The 16,664-nt window shown below is 62.8% G+C and carries 16 protein-coding genes; 5 read left to right on the top strand and 11 right to left on the bottom strand.

Annotation, left to right across the window (positions count from 1 at the left end):
* Positions 1–19: 19 nt before the first annotated feature.
* A complete protein-coding gene (locus LRG07_RS11305) occupies positions 20–1,147 on the bottom strand; it encodes an ABC transporter ATP-binding protein (protein WP_238642425.1) in 1,128 nt (375 codons plus the stop codon).
* 114 nt (positions 1,148–1,261) lie between these two features.
* The gene (locus tag LRG07_RS11300; protein ID WP_238642424.1) at positions 1,262–2,344 is read right to left on the bottom strand and encodes an MraY family glycosyltransferase; all 1,083 of its coding nucleotides are present in this window, start codon (positions 2,342–2,344) and stop codon (positions 1,262–1,264) included.
* Between the two features lie 170 nt (positions 2,345–2,514).
* Here LRG07_RS11300 and LRG07_RS11295 point away from each other — a divergent pair, with 170 nt between their 5' ends.
* Positions 2,515–3,258, top strand: coding sequence for a sulfotransferase family 2 domain-containing protein (locus LRG07_RS11295; RefSeq protein WP_238642423.1), 744 nt, complete (start codon positions 2,515–2,517; stop codon positions 3,256–3,258).
* Between the two features lie 45 nt (positions 3,259–3,303).
* Positions 3,304–4,101 carry a sulfotransferase gene (locus LRG07_RS11290; protein ID WP_238642422.1) on the top strand — a complete coding sequence of 266 codons (798 nt, stop codon included), beginning with the start codon at positions 3,304–3,306 and terminating at the stop codon, positions 4,099–4,101.
* On the opposite strand, the gene msbA is transcribed toward LRG07_RS11290, so the two are convergent.
* Positions 4,098–5,990, bottom strand: coding sequence for a lipid A export permease/ATP-binding protein MsbA (gene msbA, locus LRG07_RS11285; RefSeq protein ID WP_238642421.1), 1,893 nt, complete (start codon positions 5,988–5,990; stop codon positions 4,098–4,100). The two genes, LRG07_RS11290 and msbA, sit on opposite strands and share 4 nt — an antisense overlap.
* Positions 5,991–6,084: 94 nt before the next feature.
* On the opposite strand from msbA, the gene LRG07_RS11280 reads away from it, so the two are divergent.
* The 3 genes from LRG07_RS11280 to LRG07_RS11270 are packed head-to-tail and all read left to right on the top strand — an operon-like array spanning position 6,085 to position 8,756.
* On the top strand, positions 6,085–6,951 hold the full coding sequence (locus LRG07_RS11280) for a phosphotransferase (RefSeq protein WP_238642420.1): 867 nt from the start codon (positions 6,085–6,087) through the stop codon (positions 6,949–6,951).
* Between the two features lie 26 nt (positions 6,952–6,977).
* Positions 6,978–7,961: a hypothetical protein gene (locus tag LRG07_RS11275; RefSeq protein WP_238642418.1), complete on the top strand. Its 984-nt coding sequence runs from the start codon at positions 6,978–6,980 to the stop codon at positions 7,959–7,961.
* Between the two features lie 12 nt (positions 7,962–7,973).
* The gene (locus LRG07_RS11270; protein WP_238642416.1) at positions 7,974–8,756 is read left to right on the top strand and encodes a sulfotransferase family protein; all 783 of its coding nucleotides are present in this window, start codon (positions 7,974–7,976) and stop codon (positions 8,754–8,756) included.
* An 802-nt stretch (positions 8,757–9,558) separates the two neighbouring features.
* Here LRG07_RS11270 and LRG07_RS11265 read toward each other — a convergent pair.
* The 8 genes from LRG07_RS11265 to LRG07_RS11230 all read right to left on the bottom strand — a co-directional run.
* Complete coding sequence (locus LRG07_RS11265; protein ID WP_238642414.1) at positions 9,559–10,428, bottom strand: glycosyltransferase; 870 nt, start codon at positions 10,426–10,428, stop codon at positions 9,559–9,561.
* Between the two features lie 47 nt (positions 10,429–10,475).
* On the bottom strand, positions 10,476–11,282 hold the full coding sequence (locus LRG07_RS11260) for a lipopolysaccharide kinase InaA family protein (RefSeq protein WP_238642412.1): 807 nt from the start codon (positions 11,280–11,282) through the stop codon (positions 10,476–10,478).
* A complete protein-coding gene (locus LRG07_RS11255) occupies positions 11,279–12,442 on the bottom strand; it encodes a glycosyltransferase family 4 protein (RefSeq protein ID WP_238642411.1) in 1,164 nt (387 codons plus the stop codon). The genes LRG07_RS11260 and LRG07_RS11255 overlap by 4 nt, the downstream gene beginning before the upstream one ends.
* On the bottom strand, positions 12,424–13,080 hold the full coding sequence (locus tag LRG07_RS11250; RefSeq protein ID WP_238642410.1) for a hypothetical protein: 657 nt from the start codon (positions 13,078–13,080) through the stop codon (positions 12,424–12,426). The genes LRG07_RS11255 and LRG07_RS11250 overlap by 19 nt, the downstream gene beginning before the upstream one ends.
* A gap of 37 nt (positions 13,081–13,117) precedes the next feature.
* Entirely contained in the window at positions 13,118–13,999 is an 882-nt protein-coding gene (locus LRG07_RS11245) for a glycosyltransferase (RefSeq protein WP_238642409.1), read from the bottom strand.
* A gap of 22 nt (positions 14,000–14,021) precedes the next feature.
* Positions 14,022–15,437 carry an O-antigen ligase gene (locus LRG07_RS11240; protein ID WP_238642408.1) on the bottom strand — a complete coding sequence of 472 codons (1,416 nt, stop codon included), beginning with the start codon at positions 15,435–15,437 and terminating at the stop codon, positions 14,022–14,024.
* A gap of 1 nt (position 15,438) precedes the next feature.
* A complete protein-coding gene (locus LRG07_RS11235; RefSeq protein WP_238642407.1) occupies positions 15,439–16,119 on the bottom strand; it encodes a hypothetical protein in 681 nt (226 codons plus the stop codon).
* Positions 16,120–16,305: 186 nt separating this feature from the next.
* The coding region (locus tag LRG07_RS11230; RefSeq protein ID WP_238642404.1) for a hypothetical protein at positions 16,306–16,664 on the bottom strand (359 nt) is incomplete at its 5' end.

Raw genomic sequence — 16,664 nt, 5'->3', positions numbered from 1 at the left:
TGGCGGCAGACCCGCCGGCTCAGCCGACGTTGACGGCGCGCACCGGCTGGGCGGTGGGCTGCTCGGCCTGTTTCGCCACCTCGCCATCGGCGGGGAAGGCCACCAGGTGCTCGGTATCCAGGGTCAGGCCCACGTCGTCACCGACGGCGTAGTCGCTGTGGCTTGGGGCCAGGGCCAGGAGCTCGACCCCATCCGGCGTGCGCAGGGTGTAGAGGGTCTCCGCCCCCTTGAAGGCCTTTTTCACCACCCGGCCGTAGAGGCCCGAGGGCGCCTCGCCCATGCGCACGTCGTCCGGGCGCAGGAGCACATCCACCCGGGTGCCGGCCGGCCACGGGAAGCCGTGGCTGCCGCGCAGTGTGCCCAGGCTGGTCTGGATGCGCTCGCCGTCGGCCAGGGTCCCGGAGATCATGCTGCCCTGGCCGATGAACTCCGCCGCGAAGCGATCCGCCGGCTCGTGGTAGAGGTTGAAGGGGGTGTCCCACTGCACGATGCGCCCGTCGCGCATCAGGCCGATCTCGTCGGCCATGGCGAAGGCCTCGTGCTGATCGTGGGTGACCAGGATGGCGGTCATCTGCTGGTCGCGGAAGATGTCGTGGAACTCGCGGCTGAGCCGTTCGCGCAGCTCGACATCGAGGTTCGAGAAGGGCTCGTCGAGCAGCACCAGCTGCGGCTGCGGTGCCACCGCACGGGCCAGCGAGACGCGCTGCTGCTGCCCGCCGGAGAGCTCGTGGGGGAAACGATCCCCATAGCCCTGCAGGTCCACCAGCTCGAGCAGCTCGTCGGCGCGGCGGCGGCGCTCGCGGCGGTTAAGCCGGCGCAGACCGAAGGTGATGTTGTCGTAGATGTTCAGGTGCGGGAAGAGGGCGTAGTCCTGGAAGACCATGCCCATGCGCCGTCTCTCCGGCGGCATCACGTAGCCGGGGAGTGAGAGTGGTTCGCCGCGGACGCGGATCTCGCCATTACACAGCGGCTCGAAGCCGGCGATGGCGCGCAGCGTGGTGGTCTTGCCGCAGCCGCTGGGGCCGAGCAGGCAGGCGATCTGCCCGGGCAGGACGCGCAGGCTGAGCTGATAGACCGCGGTGGTGCCGCCGTAGCAGCAGTGGACGTTGCTGAGCTCGAGCAGGGGGGATGCCGTGTGGTCCACCATGGGCGCTCCCGCGCAATGTGGCAATGTTGAGCCCAGCATGCACGATTTGCGAATAATTCTCAATGCGTGGGGCGCTGCCCGGTGGGGTGGTTTGCCCGCCTGCCCCCCGGATGGTCACTGGCGCAGGTTGGAGCGCATCCAGCGCAGCTGGCGGCGCATCAGCCGGGCAAAGCGCCAGGCCCGGGCCTGGGCGAGGACGTGGGCCAGGACCACCGGCACGAAGAGCACCGCCAGCACCCACTCCGGCACGCCCAGCCCAGTGCCCAAGACGCCGACCCCGCCCAGCAGCACCGTGGTTAGCACCAGCACGGCTACGGTCTGGCCCGGGGTGAAGCCGGCGCGGTAGAAGATGTGGTGCAGGTGCTCCCGGTCGGGCTGGAACGGGTGGCGACCGCGGAGGATCCGCCGCCCCATCAGGGTCAGGGTGTCGAGCACTGGCAGAGCCAGGATCCAGGCAATGGCTACCGGTGGCAGCAGCGCATGCTCGCCCTGAGCGGCCTCCACGGCGAACCACGCCAAGGCGAAGCCGAGCATCATGCTGCCGGAGTCGCCCAGGAAGCAGGCGGCCTTGCGCCGCCACGGGTTGCGCATGTTGAAGATCAGAAAGGCGCAGACCGAGGCCAGCAGCAGCCCGGCCAGCACCAGCCAGCTGGCGCCGCCGTTGAAGGCGCCGGCGAGCACCAGCCAGCCCAGCGCGGCGGCCACGGTGCCGGCGGCCAGCCCGTCCACGCCGTCGAACATGTTGATGGCGTTGACCAGCCCCACCACGCATAGGACGGTAAAGGGCACGGCCAGGATGCCCAACTCCAGCGATACCTGCGGGCCGAACAGCTGCCCTAGGTCCTCCACCACCAAGCCGGACCAGGTGGTCATCAGCAACGCGGCGAAGACCTGTGCGGCGAACTTGGCCCAAGCCTCGATATCCACCAGGTCGTCCACCACACCCACTAGCAGCAGGACCGTCATCCCGGCGAACAGCCCCTGGTAGTCGCGCAGCCCGAAGTCCGCCGGCAGCGAGGCGGCGGCGAACCCGAGCAGGATGCAGATGCCGCCGATCAGCGGCACCACTCGCCCATGGCGCTTGCGATCGCAAGGCCGATCCACCAGCCCGGCCTCCAACGCCGGCCGGCGCAGGACCAGCAGCAGGAACGCGGTGACCCCAAAGGCGAGGAAGAGTTGGACAGCGATCTGCGTCAAGACGCGGCGCCCCGTTGCCAGCGCAAGAAGGTTGGAGGGAAAGGAGTAAGGCTAACACAGCAATCGCATTCACAGAGCGCTATCGGGCCCGCCGCTGCAGGCCTTTGAGGGGCGTCTGCTAGAATCCGGCGCCAGCAATCCGCCAGACATCCAAGTGTGCCGGAGCCCGCATGACCGTCATCTCACACCGCCACCAGTTCGTCTTCATCAAGACCCGCAAGACCGCCGGCAGCTCTCTGGAGCTGGCCTTGGCCAAGCACGCCGGGCCGAACGATGTCATCACGCCGGTGGCTGAGGGTCAGCGCAAGGAGTTCGGTTTTCCGGGGCCGCAGAACGACCGGTTTTTGGACAACGTCCGCCCGGGAGCGGTCATCCGCGGGTTGCAGGGTTACACCGACGACCCGCTGGCCGGGGAGCGCACCTGGCTCCAGGCGCTGCGCGATGCCATCCCCAGCTTCTACCACCAGCACATGAGCGCCCGGCACGTCCGGCAGCAGCTCGGTGCCCAGCGCTGGGCACGCTATTTCACCTTCACCGTGGAGCGTAACCCCTGGGCCCTGGCAGTCTCGCGCTACCGCTACCGGCATAAACAGGGCAAGGCCCCGGACTCGTTCCGCGAGTTCCTCGACTCCGGGATCATGGCGCGAAAGAGCAACTTCAAGCTCTACGCCGACGGTGAGCGGCCGATGGTCGACTACATCGTGCGCATGGAGCACCTGGCCGAGGACCTGGCCGAGGTCAGCGATCGCATCGGTTACCCGGAGAACCTCGCCGAACTGATCCAGGGCATCCACGCCAAATCCGGCGGCGGAAAGGTCGACTACCGGACGTACTACGACGACGCCTGTCGCGAGATCGTCGCCCAGGAATGCGCGCGGGAGATCGAGGTGATGGGCTATACCTTTGAGTCATAGCAAGGAGAGCGAGTGCATCCATGACGGTCAAGATTGCCTACATCCTTGGGCTGTACCCACAGCGGCACGACGCTGCTCCATCGCGTGCTGGGGGCACACTCGCGGGCCCTGAACCTGGGCAGCGTCAAGAACCTGCGGGCTGCGGTGCGTGAAGGCAAGAAGTGCCCCTGCGGGGCGCCGAAGCTGGAGCAGTGCAGCTTCTGGCAGGCCATCGACGAGCAGGTGCGCGCCCTTGATGGTCGCAGCGTCTTCAATCTTGACCCTGACAGCCGCTGGGGCCGCCGCTTCGCCACCGACAACCGGGTCCTCTTCCAAGCGGTCGCTGCTGCCCACGGCGTGCAGGTGGTGATCGACTCCTCGCGCCGGCCATCACGCCTGGACCGGCTGCGCCAGGTGCCCGGCATCGACCTGGTGCCGATCCACCTCTACAAGACCCCGCCCGCCCAGGTCTACTCGTGGGAGAAGCGCAACCGGCGGCGCCAGATCACCTTCAGTGCCCTGCGCTACTGGGGCAAGCACCGCTATGCCCGCCAGGTGGCCCGCCACTTTCCGGGTGCGCTGCGGGTCAGCTACGAGGCCTTTTGCCAGGATCCGGAGACCGAGACCGCGCGTATTGCCCGCGCACTTGGTCTGGCCCCCGAGCCCGAGGCTGTGCGCCACTGGGGCGAGAACCCGATCCACGTCCTCGGCGGCAACCGTATGAAGAGTCAGCGGGACTCGGCCATCCGCCTCGACGAGAAGTGGCGCCGCGAGCTGACCGCCGCCGAGCAGCAGCGCATCGAGCGGGTCAGTGGTCGGGTCTACCGGCAGCTGACCGCTAGCCAGCCGGAGGCGACCGGCTAGCCCGCGGCGGCGGCGCCCTGAGTGTCGGTGGCGAACTGCATGTGGTATAGGCCGGTGTAAGCGCCGCCGCGGGCCAGCAACTCCTCGTGGGTGCCGCGCTCGGCCACCTGCCCGTTCTCCAGGAAGAGGATCTGGTCGGCGTTCTCCACCGTCGAGAGGCGGTGGGCGATGACGAATGCGGTGCGCCCCTGCATCAGTCGCTCGAAGGCGGCGTGGATATAGCGCTCCGACTCGGTGTCCAACGAGGCCGTCGCCTCGTCGAGGATGAGGATCGGCGCATCCTTGAGCACCGCTCGGGCGATGGCGATGCGCTGGCGCTGCCCGCCGGAGAGCAGGGTGCCGTCTTCGCCCACCTCGGTGTCGAAGCCCTGGGGCAGGGCCTCGATGAAGTCCCGGGCGTAGGCGACCTCGGCCGCCCGGACGATCTCCTCGCGGCTGACCTCGCGCTCGGCGCCGTAGGCGATGTTTTCGGCGATGGTGGTGTTGAAGAGCACAATGTCCTGGTTCACCGGCGCGATCTGGCGGCGCAGATCGGCCAGACGGTACTCGTCGATGGGCACCCCATCCAGGCGGATTTCACCGGCGGTGGCGTTGTAGAAACGGGGGATCAGGCTGACCAGCGTGCTCTTGCCGCTGCCCGAGGGCCCGGTGAGCGCGATCATATCGCCGGGTTCGGCGGTGATATCGATCCCCTTGAGCACCTCGCGCTGGTCGTCGTAGGCGAAGCGCACCCCGCGCAGCTCCACCCGCCCCTCGGCGCGCTCCAGGCGCCGCGTGCCGGTGTCCCGCTCGGACTCGGCATCGACCACCTCGAAGATGCTCGCCGCCGCCGTCAGCCCTTTCTGCAGCTCGGCGCTGAGCGAGACGATGTGCTTGAGCGGGCCGTGGAGCAGCGTCATGGCGGCGATGAACGAGACCACCGTGCCCACGGTCAGCGTCTCGACCACCGCCTCCATGGTGGCCACGGAGATCACCACCGCCAGGGCGATGCCCACCAGCAGGCGGATCAGCGGGATGGTGGCGTACTTGAGCGCGGCCTTGCGCATGGAGGCCTTGCGGTTGCGCTCGTTGTTGTACTCAAAGCGCCGACGCTCGCGCTCGGCCTGGCCGAAGAGCTTGATCTCCTGATGGGCGTGGACGCTCTCCTCGGCGACGGTGCCCACACCGCCCACGGCGCCGTGGATCTTGCGGCTGATCTTGCGAAAGCGCTTGTTGACCAGGCCGATGATCCCGGCAATCAGCGGCAGCACCACGCTGATCAGCGCCACCAGCCAGATGGAGAGATAGAGCAGGTAGCCGAAGATCAGCACCACCTTGACCACGTCCTTGAACAGCGTGAGCACCGCCTGGGTCGAGGCCTTGGCGGTCTGCTCCGCCTCGTAGGTCATCCGCGAGATCAGCCGCCCGGAGGAGAGCTGCTCGTAGGTGCTGAAGGGCATGCGCAGCAGGGCGTCATGGACGTCCAGGCGCAGGCTCTTGATCAGTTGTCGGCCGATCCAGGTGATCAGGTAATGGGAGACGAAGTAGGAGATCCCCTGAAAGACCAGCAGACCGAGGATGAGCGCGGCGAAGAGGCGAATCATCGCCGTGTCCTGCTCGACCAGGCCGTCGTCGAGCAGCGGCTGCAAGGTGGCGATCAGCGCCACCTCGCTGGCGGAGAAGAGCATCGTGACCACGACCGCGATCAGGCCGACCTTCCAGTGCGGCAGGACGTACTGCGTAAACAGCCGCTTGAAGACCGGCCAGGAGGGCGTGTCGGGCCGTGGCCCGTCGGGCCCGCCGGCCTCTACACGCTTTTCTCCCTTCCTGCGGCGCTTCTTCTCCAGCTTCTCCGGATCGGCCAGGGGGTCGAGGTCCAGGTCGGTCGCGGCGTCGCTCTTCGTGCTCAAGGCCACCTCGGCTGCGGGGCGCAGTCTCTCAATCCACAAAGCCCACCATGATAAGGTATTGAGCCGTTTTTCGGTGCAACCAGGATCGACGCCCGTGCTCCCCCTTGAAACCCGCATCGAGGCCGAAGCTGCGCAGGACCCGGGCATCGCCCACGCCCGGGGCGAGGACGGCGCGCTATGGGTCACCGACCGCCAGGCACTGACCCCGGAGGAACTGGCGGCGTGGCTGCCGCAGTGGGAGGCCGCGTTGCCCGAGCGCGGTGAGCTGCTCGCCGCACGCCGACGGCACAACGTCTACCGACTGGACACCGAGGCCTTCGGGCCGCTGGTGCTCAAGTACACCAACCCGGGCAAGACCAAGCGGCGCTCGGCGGTGGCGGCGTGGCTGACCGGGCGGCGGCTGGAGCGGGCGTTACCCGGCGCGGTGCCTGGTCTGATTGGGGCGGTGGACTGGCTGGAAGGCGATCAGGTGGTCCACGCCTGTTTGATCACGCGGTTTGTGGCAGGGGAGGGCCTGGAGCCGGAGAGTGAGCCGGTCGCACTGCCACCCGATTTGGCGCAGCGGCTCGGCCGCTTCCAGGCCAGGCTGCACCGTACCGGGGTTTACCTCCAGGACTGTCGTCTGGGCAACTTCCATCGGGTCGATAGCACGGTGACAAACGCCGGCGGGGTGGATGGCTTCTGCCTGCCGGATCTAGAGGCCCTGGCGGATGGGCAGCCGACGCGGTTCCAGGCGGCTCGGTTGGCGCTGAAACTCAGGTTGGATCGAGCGAGTCTGGCCAGTTTCTGGTCGACCTACTGCGCGGAGCGCGGCGAGGATTTGTCCCTTGTTGAGCGCCTGCTCCTTTGGGGGGGGTATGTGCCCGCACGACAATTGCGGCATCGGTTGCTGCGGTTCCAGCGTCACCGGCTGCGGCCCTTGCTTTACAATGGCAAGCGTCACCCGCCGCGGGGTGGTTAACCGCCAACTTCATTGGAAGGGCCTGAATGAGCAGCATGTTGCCCCGTGAGCTGATCCTGCATATCGGCTTCAACAAGACCGCCAGCACTTGGTTTCAGCATCACGTCTTCCCGTACCTTGAGCAGGTGCAGTATATCGGTCGAGGCAAGGACCCGGTGCGGGGGCTGCGTCGGGATCTGGTGCGGGCCTGCCCCGCGTATCAGGCGCTTGGCCTGCCGACGGAGCAGTGGCGGCACCGTGCCGATGATGTCATCCGCGCGCTGGTCGCGCCGGCCAAGGACGGCCGCCCGGGTGTGGTCTCCCACGAGCGTATGAGCGCGCCCTGGCGGTTTTTCGGGGAGCGTGGCAAGCCCATACGCCACCCGGATGCTTTGCCGGAAAGCCTCGCCTTGCTGCGGGAACGGGCCCTCGCCCTGGGGGTCGAGCGGGTCGCAGTGCTCTTCTTCATCCGCCGTCAGGATAGCTATCTGCCCTCGTTCTATGCCGAACGCAGCGACCGCATCCCGCGGGCTGGGCAGAGCGATTTCGAAGCCCAGCTCGAACGGATTCTCGGGGAGGAATACGCCACGCGGGGTGCCTTCCTCGACTATGGCCGCACCGTGCGTGCCCTGCAGCAGGCCCTGCCCGAGGCAGATCTTAAGGTGCTGCCCTTTGAGCGGCTGCGAGGCGACGCCGAGCAGGTGCTCCGAGAGGTGGGGGCGTTTCTTGGTGAGGACGGGGAGGCCCTGGTGTCTCGAGTGGACACAGGGCGAAGGGGGCGACAGCGTGGCGGGAAACGACCGAATACCTGGACCTTGCGGCCCCGGCGTGGGGCGGTGATCCGCCCGGCGAAGTTGCGCCGTCGCCTGGGGTTGGATGCGGAACGGACGGAGGTGACGCTGACCGCCGATTGGGCCGAACGAATCCGGGAGACGTATCGGGCCAGCAACCGGGGGCTGGCGGCGGCCTTGCCCGAATTGGTCGAAAGCCTCACTGCTCACGGTTACATTGACGAGGCCCCTTGCGGGTAGAGGAGAGACCGCATGATACATCCCGTACTTCAGGAAGTTGCCGCCATTCCCTCCGGGATGGAGAAGCGCTGGCGACCATTTTATCGGGTCTACCCGCCGCGGTGCCCGCTGGCGTTTGTCCCCTCGCTCAATCGGCGGGTGGCCGTTTATCCGCCCCGGGAGTACGTCTGGGTGCGCATCCCCAAAGCGGCCAATTCGACCATCGCCGCCACCCTCTGGGCGGCCATGGCCGAGGCGGGCGACGCCGTGACGGGGCAAACCGGCGGCAAGAACTCCGACAAGCAGCGTTTCGTGCGGCCCAGCGCCCTGAGTGCGGAGCAGGTGACGGCGGTTCGCGAGCGCTACTCCAAATTCATAATCGTACGGAATCCATACACGCGGGTGCTGTCCGCGTACCTGAACAAGGGGCGCCCGGGTAAAGACCGCGGGCGCAAGTTCGGGCAGACGGAAGCGTTGGCGGGAACTCGGGCCGGGTTCGAGCATTTCTGCCGCTATTTGGCGAACGGCGGCCTGCGCAAAGATGCGCACTGGTATCCGCAGAGCGGCCTCTGCCCCTTCCCGCCGGGGGAGCTGGACTTTATCGGGCGAATGGAAACCTTGGGCGAGGATCTGGAGCGACTGCTCGCGCAGCTCGGTCTGCCGTGGCAGGGGATCGTCCAGGCCGGCCCGCAGCCGACCCGGGCGCGCGAGCGCGTAGCCGAGTTCTACACCGAAGAGAGTCGCCAGCTGGTGGCGTCGCTGTACGCTGAGGATTTCCGCGCGTTCGGCTACGCGCAGGAGTTGGAGGCGGTGTGAGTGGTGCCGGGACCGATGACAGCGACCCGGCGGCAGGGAGGGATCGTCCGGTCGTTCTGATTACCGGCGCGCCGGGGGCCGGCAAGAGCACGCTGTGTCGCACCCTGACGAAGCGTTTACCCGGGTGGCGTTATCCGATGGCATCGCGTGCCTATGCTCGCGCGCTGCGAAGGCCAGAAGGTGGGCGGCTACCCCCTTGGTACGGCGCCTGGTCGCTGGATCACGTCGAGCGCGACGCCCTGCGTCTGGCGGCCAGGCGGCCGCGGCAGGCGCTTTCCCACTTGCCGGGGCTAGAGACGAAGCTTCTAGCCGCCTTCGCATCCGCCGATCCCGCGCTGTTCACCGGGAGCGGCCAGAGGGTTCACGACCTGCAAAAGGTCGTACATCGCTTGCAGGTCTACCAAGGGCTCCGCGAGCACCCGGGGGCGCCGCTGCTTCAGGAGGAGGATGGGTTCTGGCACAAACTCGTGCTTTGCGAGGACGCAGCGCCCTGGGACGCGGTGCCGTTACCGGATGCAGTGGTAGTACTTACCATCGATGATCCGGAGGTCGTTCTCAGGTGGCGGCGCTCGCGTGGCGCACGTCACGATCGGCAGGTTTTGAGCGGTCAAGCGGCGGGGGGGGTTGAGCAGGTGCGAAGGCAGGATCGAGCTTGGCGGGGTTTTTTTGAGATCTGCCGGAGTACATCCGTACCGACTCGCGCATTCGGGTCGTCAGCGTGTCCGTCATCTTTGGAGTCCGAAGTCAGCTCCTTTCTCAAGGAAGTGATCGGAAATGGGCAGAGTGGCGGATAATGCGCGTTTTATCTAACGAGAGGTGTCCGGATATCAACGTCGAAGTGTTCTTCTAGGATAGAAAGCGTCGCCGCGTCCATTTGAGTTTTTCTTCTCGCGAGGTTGAGTAATCTTCTCCGTCCTTTTTTTATGCCTTGGACGGAATCATTGTGGTAAGTCTTGATATAGCTAGGTTCCCTCGAGTCTACGATCGTCGGGCAAAAGGTATCAGCCTTGGTGTGCGGGTGTATTTCCATGACATTCGCGGGCTCCGTTTTCCGGAAGCCATCGGTTTTGTTATACGAGTTAATATGTGATAGCCCTGCGGAAACAAAGGGGTAACGCATCAATGCAGGGCTGCTAAAGGCGGCTTTTCTGGTGCTAAAAGGAAGGCCGAACCCCTTTCCAAAGGAAACGGCGTTACCGATATTTTGTTCGGTCATGTAGGCGGATAGGCGGTCCGCATAATCGATAGAGAGAGCGTCATCATCATCCCAATGAACTGTTGAGAAAATTGTGGGGTTCTTTTCTTGGTCGAGTTCGCCCCTGATGGCTTTGGACACGTGACCACCAAGGGGGTAGTAGTCCACAGGAAGCTCTTGTAAAGATAGGTTTTGGGTTTTCTCGGTTATTTGGAAAAGTCTCTTTTTAAAGGGTTCTGGAAGTTCAGATGAGGTGAATATAAGCATCCGGGGCTCAGCTGAACCCATGCGTCGCAGATAGCCCTGAAAGGTCGGCATTACGAGGCGACAGAAAAGGCGCTCATGGGTTAGTAGGCGATTTGGGTTAAAGAGTTTTTTTCTGTATCTTTCAAAGCTAAAAGCCTTCGCAAGTCCGTTGCCTGTCCCCGCGTTGGTTAGCAGGCTGTACCTGACGATGAAGTAAATTATTTTTTTCATTGGTTTTTGGGTCAAGATGCGTGTGACGGATTTAAAAAGGTCTTTGTTTAGTGTTTTAATGGTATCTTAGAAAGTGTTTTTGCGGCCCGCGGACTTTTTGTTGCGAGTCGACGTCCCACAAACACCCAGTCGGCCCAAGAATCTTTGAGCGCAAGATGGGCGTGGTAGGTGTACGTCCTAATAAAGGCTCGGATAATGCCACTTGGTAAGGGCTCCTCACGCAGCACACGGGTAGCGGCGAACAAGTGACGTTCCGCCATCTTCAAAAGGCGTCGCCGTCGTATTGCGCGAGGCACGAAAGGCGGCTTGCGGATATTGTCGAGGTCAATGACGGCAAGGTGAATCGAGTCCTCATCAATATTGGCAAGAAAATTTTCCTTGATGGGGTCCATGTGCACAAAGCCGTGACAGATGAGACGGCCCCATAAAGCAGCCGCAGCAGCAACGAGTTCACGCCCCGTGGCCTTTGACACTTGGTCATAACTGAGGTGTTTAAGTGAAATACCAGAAACGCCCGTCATGATAAATGCCTTCAACCGGCGGCCGGGCCGATAAAGGGTTAAAGCGGCAATTGGTGCTGGGCTGGCAATGCCTGCGCTCTGCAGCTGCTGCGCCGTACGGAAGAGCCGGGTCGGCGGACGGAGCCATAGGGCTATACGATCCCGCAAATTGCGCGGGCTATAAACTTTTACGTAATAAGTGGTGAGGTCGTCATCAAAGCGGTAAACGCGGGCCTTTGAATCCTTGATCAGGGTCAGGCGCGGGTCTTCGCACCGCTCTAGTACCGTGGCTACGGCCTCGGCTATTTCTCGGCCTCCGGCTGTGGCCTTTTGTATGGAGTAGGATCGGGTCATTGGTTTCGCAGGTCGCCCCGTTGGTGCTCGGTGACCGCTTCTAGAAAGCATCGCTCCCACGGAAACTGAAGTCGTTCCCTTGCACGCCCACACTGCGCGGCAGCGTGGCGGTAGCCCTGCGGTGTTGAGGTGGCGGCCAGACAGTCGAGCAGGGCGTGCGGGGTTGGATCGAAGAGCAACTGCTCGTCCCCAAGGATGTGCGGGATCCCGTCCCGGCGGCTGCCGATGGCCGGGGTGCCGCAGGCCAGGGCCTCCAGTAGGACGTTGGGGAATTGGTCCTCGCGAGACGGGGCGACGACCAGATCATGGGCGCGCATCAGGTCGTAGATTTCGGAGCTGCGCGGCACAACGGTGAGCGTCAGACCGTTGTTTACGGCTTTGCGTTGCAACCGGCGTACAGTGCGCTCTCGGACGCCGACGACGGTTACCGCTTCCACAGAGGGTGCTCGCTCCGGCAAGTTCGGCAACGCGTCAAGCAGGATATCCAGCCCTTTAAGCGGTGAACTGCTCCCAATATAGAGCAGCCGCGCAGGTTGCTCGGGTAGTGTTGATCGCGGCGGCTTCGAGAGCTGCGGCACATCGTTCTCCACTACCCTGAAACGGTCCGAGGGTAAGCCGTAGGCCTCTTGGAGCTGCTCAAGCGCGGCTGGGCTCTGGACGATGATTCGGTTGGCTCGGCGCAGGGTGAACGTCCATATGCGTCTCGCCATAGTGTGTCCCAGAGCGTGGTAGACGCGGGATAACGGATTGCGTCGCAGCGACTGCCGGATCTGGTGTCGCCGGATGAGGTTCGAGCGCGATGCGACGATCAGCTGGGCTCCACTCAGCCGTACGGCCAGTAACGACGCGAGGTAGAGCGTCTCGCTGAAGATCAGCAATCGGGCGGGTTGGTCCCGAAGACCACGTAGGGCGGATCGCCGTTGCCAGATCGCCCACAGCGCCTGCAGCGCCCGGCCGGGCAGCCACGCGGGGAAGTCCAGCGGCCAATGAGCGATTTGGCCCCGTTCAGGGGCATCTACGCGTTCAGGAGTCAGCCAAACGGCGTCCAAATGCTGTTGCGACGCACCGCGAAGCAGGCGATCAAAACGGAAGTGGGCGCCGGTCCGCGCGCGATCATGATGTGAGAAAAAAACCAGCAACGTCACCTCGACCAGGGCCACTCAAGAACGGGGCCATAATCTGCCTCCAGGCCTCGGTGAAGCGCTGTGGCGAGCGGTCCCCCGAAGCGCCTGTAGCAGGCCCGTGCCCACTCGGTGTGTACAACATCCACCGTGACAGGGGCCTCCTGCACGCCCAGTGCAAGCAGCATGGCGTGCCGGTGCGTGCCCTCACGGCACTTGACGAGTCGACCCTGCCGGTCGATCCGCACCGTGAGGTCATGCGAGCGTTTGCCGCCCAGCTCGCGTTGCGGTGCATAGCCATGCTCTCTGATGTCCAGCAGGATCTTCACCTGTCGGTCGAGATAGGCATCGAGTGAGGCGCGGCTAGTTAGGTAGGGCTCCGCGATAAACCCATTCCGCTCCAGCTCGGCGCACGCTGCGGCGTAGTACGGAGTGTCTCGGAAGGCGCCCTCGGCAGCCAGCAGCTCGCGCATCTGCTCCACCCGAAATGGCGGTAGCTCTCGCCCGCCGGCATCCCAGTCGCCGCCAATGATCCAAAACGGCCAGCGTTTCAGGTAGGCGGGCCATTCCTGCCAGCGCTTGCGGTAGACGATCCGCTGCGGATTGACGTTGACAAGAACGGCGCCCCGCGGTGCCCAGAGTCGCCACCGGGTCAGGGGCAATCGGGGGTGAGGCATGACACTACGGCTCCGGCGAGCTTGCGACGCCGCTATCCTACCAGCGCTCCCCGGCGATGGCCCGCCGATACAGCTCCTCGTAGTCAGCGCAGACCCGCCGGATGTCGAAGCGGCGTTCTACGTGCTCCCGACATGCCTGTGGGGATAGCTGATCCACCGCGCCAATCGCTTCAACCATCTCCTCTTCCGTGCGACAGATGAATCCGGTTTGACCATGTTTAATGATCTCCGGCAGAGCGCCTCGGTCTGTACCGATCACTGGGGTGCCGCACGCCATTGCTTCGATGAGCACCAGGCCAAACGGCTCATCCCACCGTGCCGGCACCAACAGTGCGCGGCTGGATTGCAACAGATCCAGCTTGGCCCAACCGGAGACAGCCCCGACAGCGCGGACACCCGGCCACCACGGGAGACGGCTCGCCGGGACCTTCCATGTGGGCTGGCCGGCGAGAATCAATCTCTTGCCGGCGCGCCGTGTCACGCGTACTGCCGTCTTTGCGCCCTTGTTGGACCGTCTCAGTTTTCCAAGGAATAACAAGTCTTTTCGACGGGCTTTCCCCACCGAAAACTCATCCAGTGGTAGTCCGTTATATACAAAGGTGTGTCCCCGATAGCGCTCGCAGTGGTTTCTGGATACGAACACCGGGTTAATCAAAAACTCTCCTTTTTCCGCCAAGTTCCCATGCACGGTCGTTACTGTTGGGACAGGGGGCGGCGCCTCACTGCTGAAGAGCCGATGGTCTTCCCCGTGTATGTGCAGGATATCGGTCTGTGGGGCGAGGGCCTCTTCGATAGCGCCGCGATCCCACCTTGATGGTGACGTGACCGTATACCCACTGCCTTCGTGTTTGGACGGGGACGCTGCGATCACGTGAGTGTCGTGTCCAAACTCGCGCTGAGCCGCAATGAGCCATTCCACTAATTGCGGCATCCCCCCCGCGTCAGCTCGGTTTACCGGCGGCATGTTCCGGCGAATAACATGTGTGATGTGCATTAGTGCTACGCCTTGGTCTACTAAAAAGGGCTAATGAGTAGAAGCCGGCCGAAATAAGTGCAAGGTGGGGCCAGAAATGACTGAAAACGATATATGACTCGCCTGAGTTAGCCAGGATAAATGCGATCAGTAGTCCAAAGTAGAGCGTGCCGTATCTTTTTGGGGTCTTCTTTTCTTTAACTGACCGTATGACCTTTTGTGATATATGGGCGAAAAAAACTAGTAGTATCGCGGCACCCAGTAGTCCTGTTGAGAAGGTGAGCTCTAGGAAAGAGTTGTGCAAATGGTTAAACTGACGCGTCCGCTCGGGTAGTTCGCTTACCGGAATGAGAGACTGTGCGCTTTCTGTTCCGTACCCTGTAAGAGGGCGTTCAGCCCATTTTTCAAAGGCAAAAGTCCAAAGATAGTAGCGCGCCCCGACGGTGCCGCCTTCACTCACTATTTCTCCCTCGGAGAGCTCTGAAAGCCCCCCGGAAAAAGTTGCAAGACGGCTGTCGATGGCTGGTTTGAACGCGATTGCCAGCCCAGCAGCAATCACTACAAGTGCGCCGGCCCCAACGGCGAGCAGGCGAAGTTTTACGAATAGAGGTTTTCCCTCCGTTAGATGGCGCCACAGTACGAAAAGGCCGATTAAACTAGCCGTAACCGCTCCGCCCACAGGGCCTGCGCCTTGCGCTGAGAAGAGGCCGAACGTGCTGTAAGCGAGTGCTAATCCCCAGAGCGTTAGCCGAGTTAAGAAGAGAAAGGTCGATTGAACGCGCGGACCGGGGCCGACCCAGTCCCGAGCAAGGAAGCCTAGTATAAGCGTTGTGATCATGAACGGGAGCGCAGCCCGATGGGGGTTGCCGGTGCCGAAGTCAAGTCGTGCACCTTCGAGGCTCGCCCGCAGGAGGTCTGGGGATAGTTCTGGTAACGTCGCCGCGAACCAAGCCGCTGTATAGCAAAAAAAGACTGTCTTCACTATGCCGAGCCGGCCGGCGATCAACCAGGCCATCAGTGGGATCCATCCGACCCTCGACCAATGCCTGGCGGCATTCCATATGTTGTGGTCAGTTGGAATAGCTGGATCGGCCATGACCAAGCTGTTAGAAAGAGCCAGCGCAGCTACCCAAATCAGAAATAACCAGAAAGCCGGGTTAGTGCGAAAGAAACGCCACGCCGCAGGCAACGCTGCGAGCAAGGCGACGAACATCAGTAGCTCACCCGCACGCATAACATCACGCTCAAGGAGGAAGCTGCTTGAGGCTGCAACGACGCCGAGGCTTCCTACTAGATTGACCCATCGTCGATCGGTGGGAGCCTGGGTCACGTACGTATGTGCTCGGTGGATAAAGGACAACCTTTTGATGGAACCGATTTCCAAGCTACACGAGCCCTTCTTTGCTTTTACCGACGTCACGGCGGATGCACCCGGTTATTTGTCGGCTAATATCGATTTCGGTAAAGGATTTCTCCGGGGAGATATGCAGTCTCCTGACCGTGCTGAGGCGCTCATGGTCCCCGATGTGGCCCAGCCACTGGGCTGCGCACAAGTGTTCCCACGCTTCCAGAAAACGGAGAGCCCCCAACGTTGGCCTGAAGGCGAGGCATAGCGAAAGGACCGGATTATCGTCCGGATCCTTTGAGTTTCTCACGGTTGCGAGGTCCCATGGTTCTTTCGGGAGGATAAAGGGCGCGGCGAGAATGGCGTCACAATCGAGCCAAAAAACTGTTTTTTGAAGCGTCAGCAGCTTGAACTTTATATAGGTCGGCTTGTAAAGCTGGGCGTTTAAGGCGCTGCAGTTTGGAATTGTATTGGTGTCACAAGTTATTCCGTGCTCCTCGCAGGACCCTTTCAGCCGTTCAAGCTGTCTGTCATAAAAGCCGTCGCGTGTCGCATAGGAAATAAGGGTGAAGCCGGAATCGGTGAGATGGCTGTGCCCGAATTCTGGGTCAAGAGGAACCGTAGGCGTTGGGGCTAGTATAAATCCAAGATTTTTTTTGCTGCGTCGGGCGCGGTTCTTTCGAAAACGATACAAGGTCCGCTGGATGAGTTTCGTGGTCATGAGGAGTCCATCTTTGTTCTTTACCAAGAGGGTAGCGCCGTGCGGGGAGGGGAAAACCGGCTGAGCATATGCTGTTAGGGTGGGGCCCGCCTCTCGGCGTATGTTGATTGGTTCGGCCTCAAAGCCGTTCGGTGCAAGGCATGAAATGCATCGCTATGCAAGGCCTTTAAAATCCGGGCCGGGGCACTAACCTGGGCTTGCGGCTCGGAGAATGGTTTCGGCTGCGTTTAAGGTTTTTACCCGGAACGAAGCAACCTCGTGTTCAGGTGATGATCGGCGCATTATGTTGTATACTCTGTGTTCATATTCATGCAGATGTATTCCCGTAAGGATACGACGCGCCCGGGCCTCAAGCTCCGGTGGGCGGGGCTGCTCCTCAGCGCTTTCTTTCCAGTTTGAGTAGATGGAATGAGCCTCGTCATAGTGAGTTGCAATTGGGGCGAGATCGAAAAAAATCGGGCCGACGCGGCTATGTTCCCAGTCGATAATAGTTACGCTACCATTTGGCTCTCTAGTCGGTTCTGAACAACCGGCTATGCCGGAAC

This window comes from Halorhodospira sp. 9622, from assembly GCF_022228025.1.
In the GTDB taxonomy this organism is placed as follows: Bacteria; Pseudomonadota; Gammaproteobacteria; order Nitrococcales; family Halorhodospiraceae; genus Halorhodospira; species Halorhodospira halophila_A.
The sequence above is the reverse complement of the archived record's forward strand: the minus strand, read 5'-3'. Positions and strand labels throughout refer to the sequence as shown.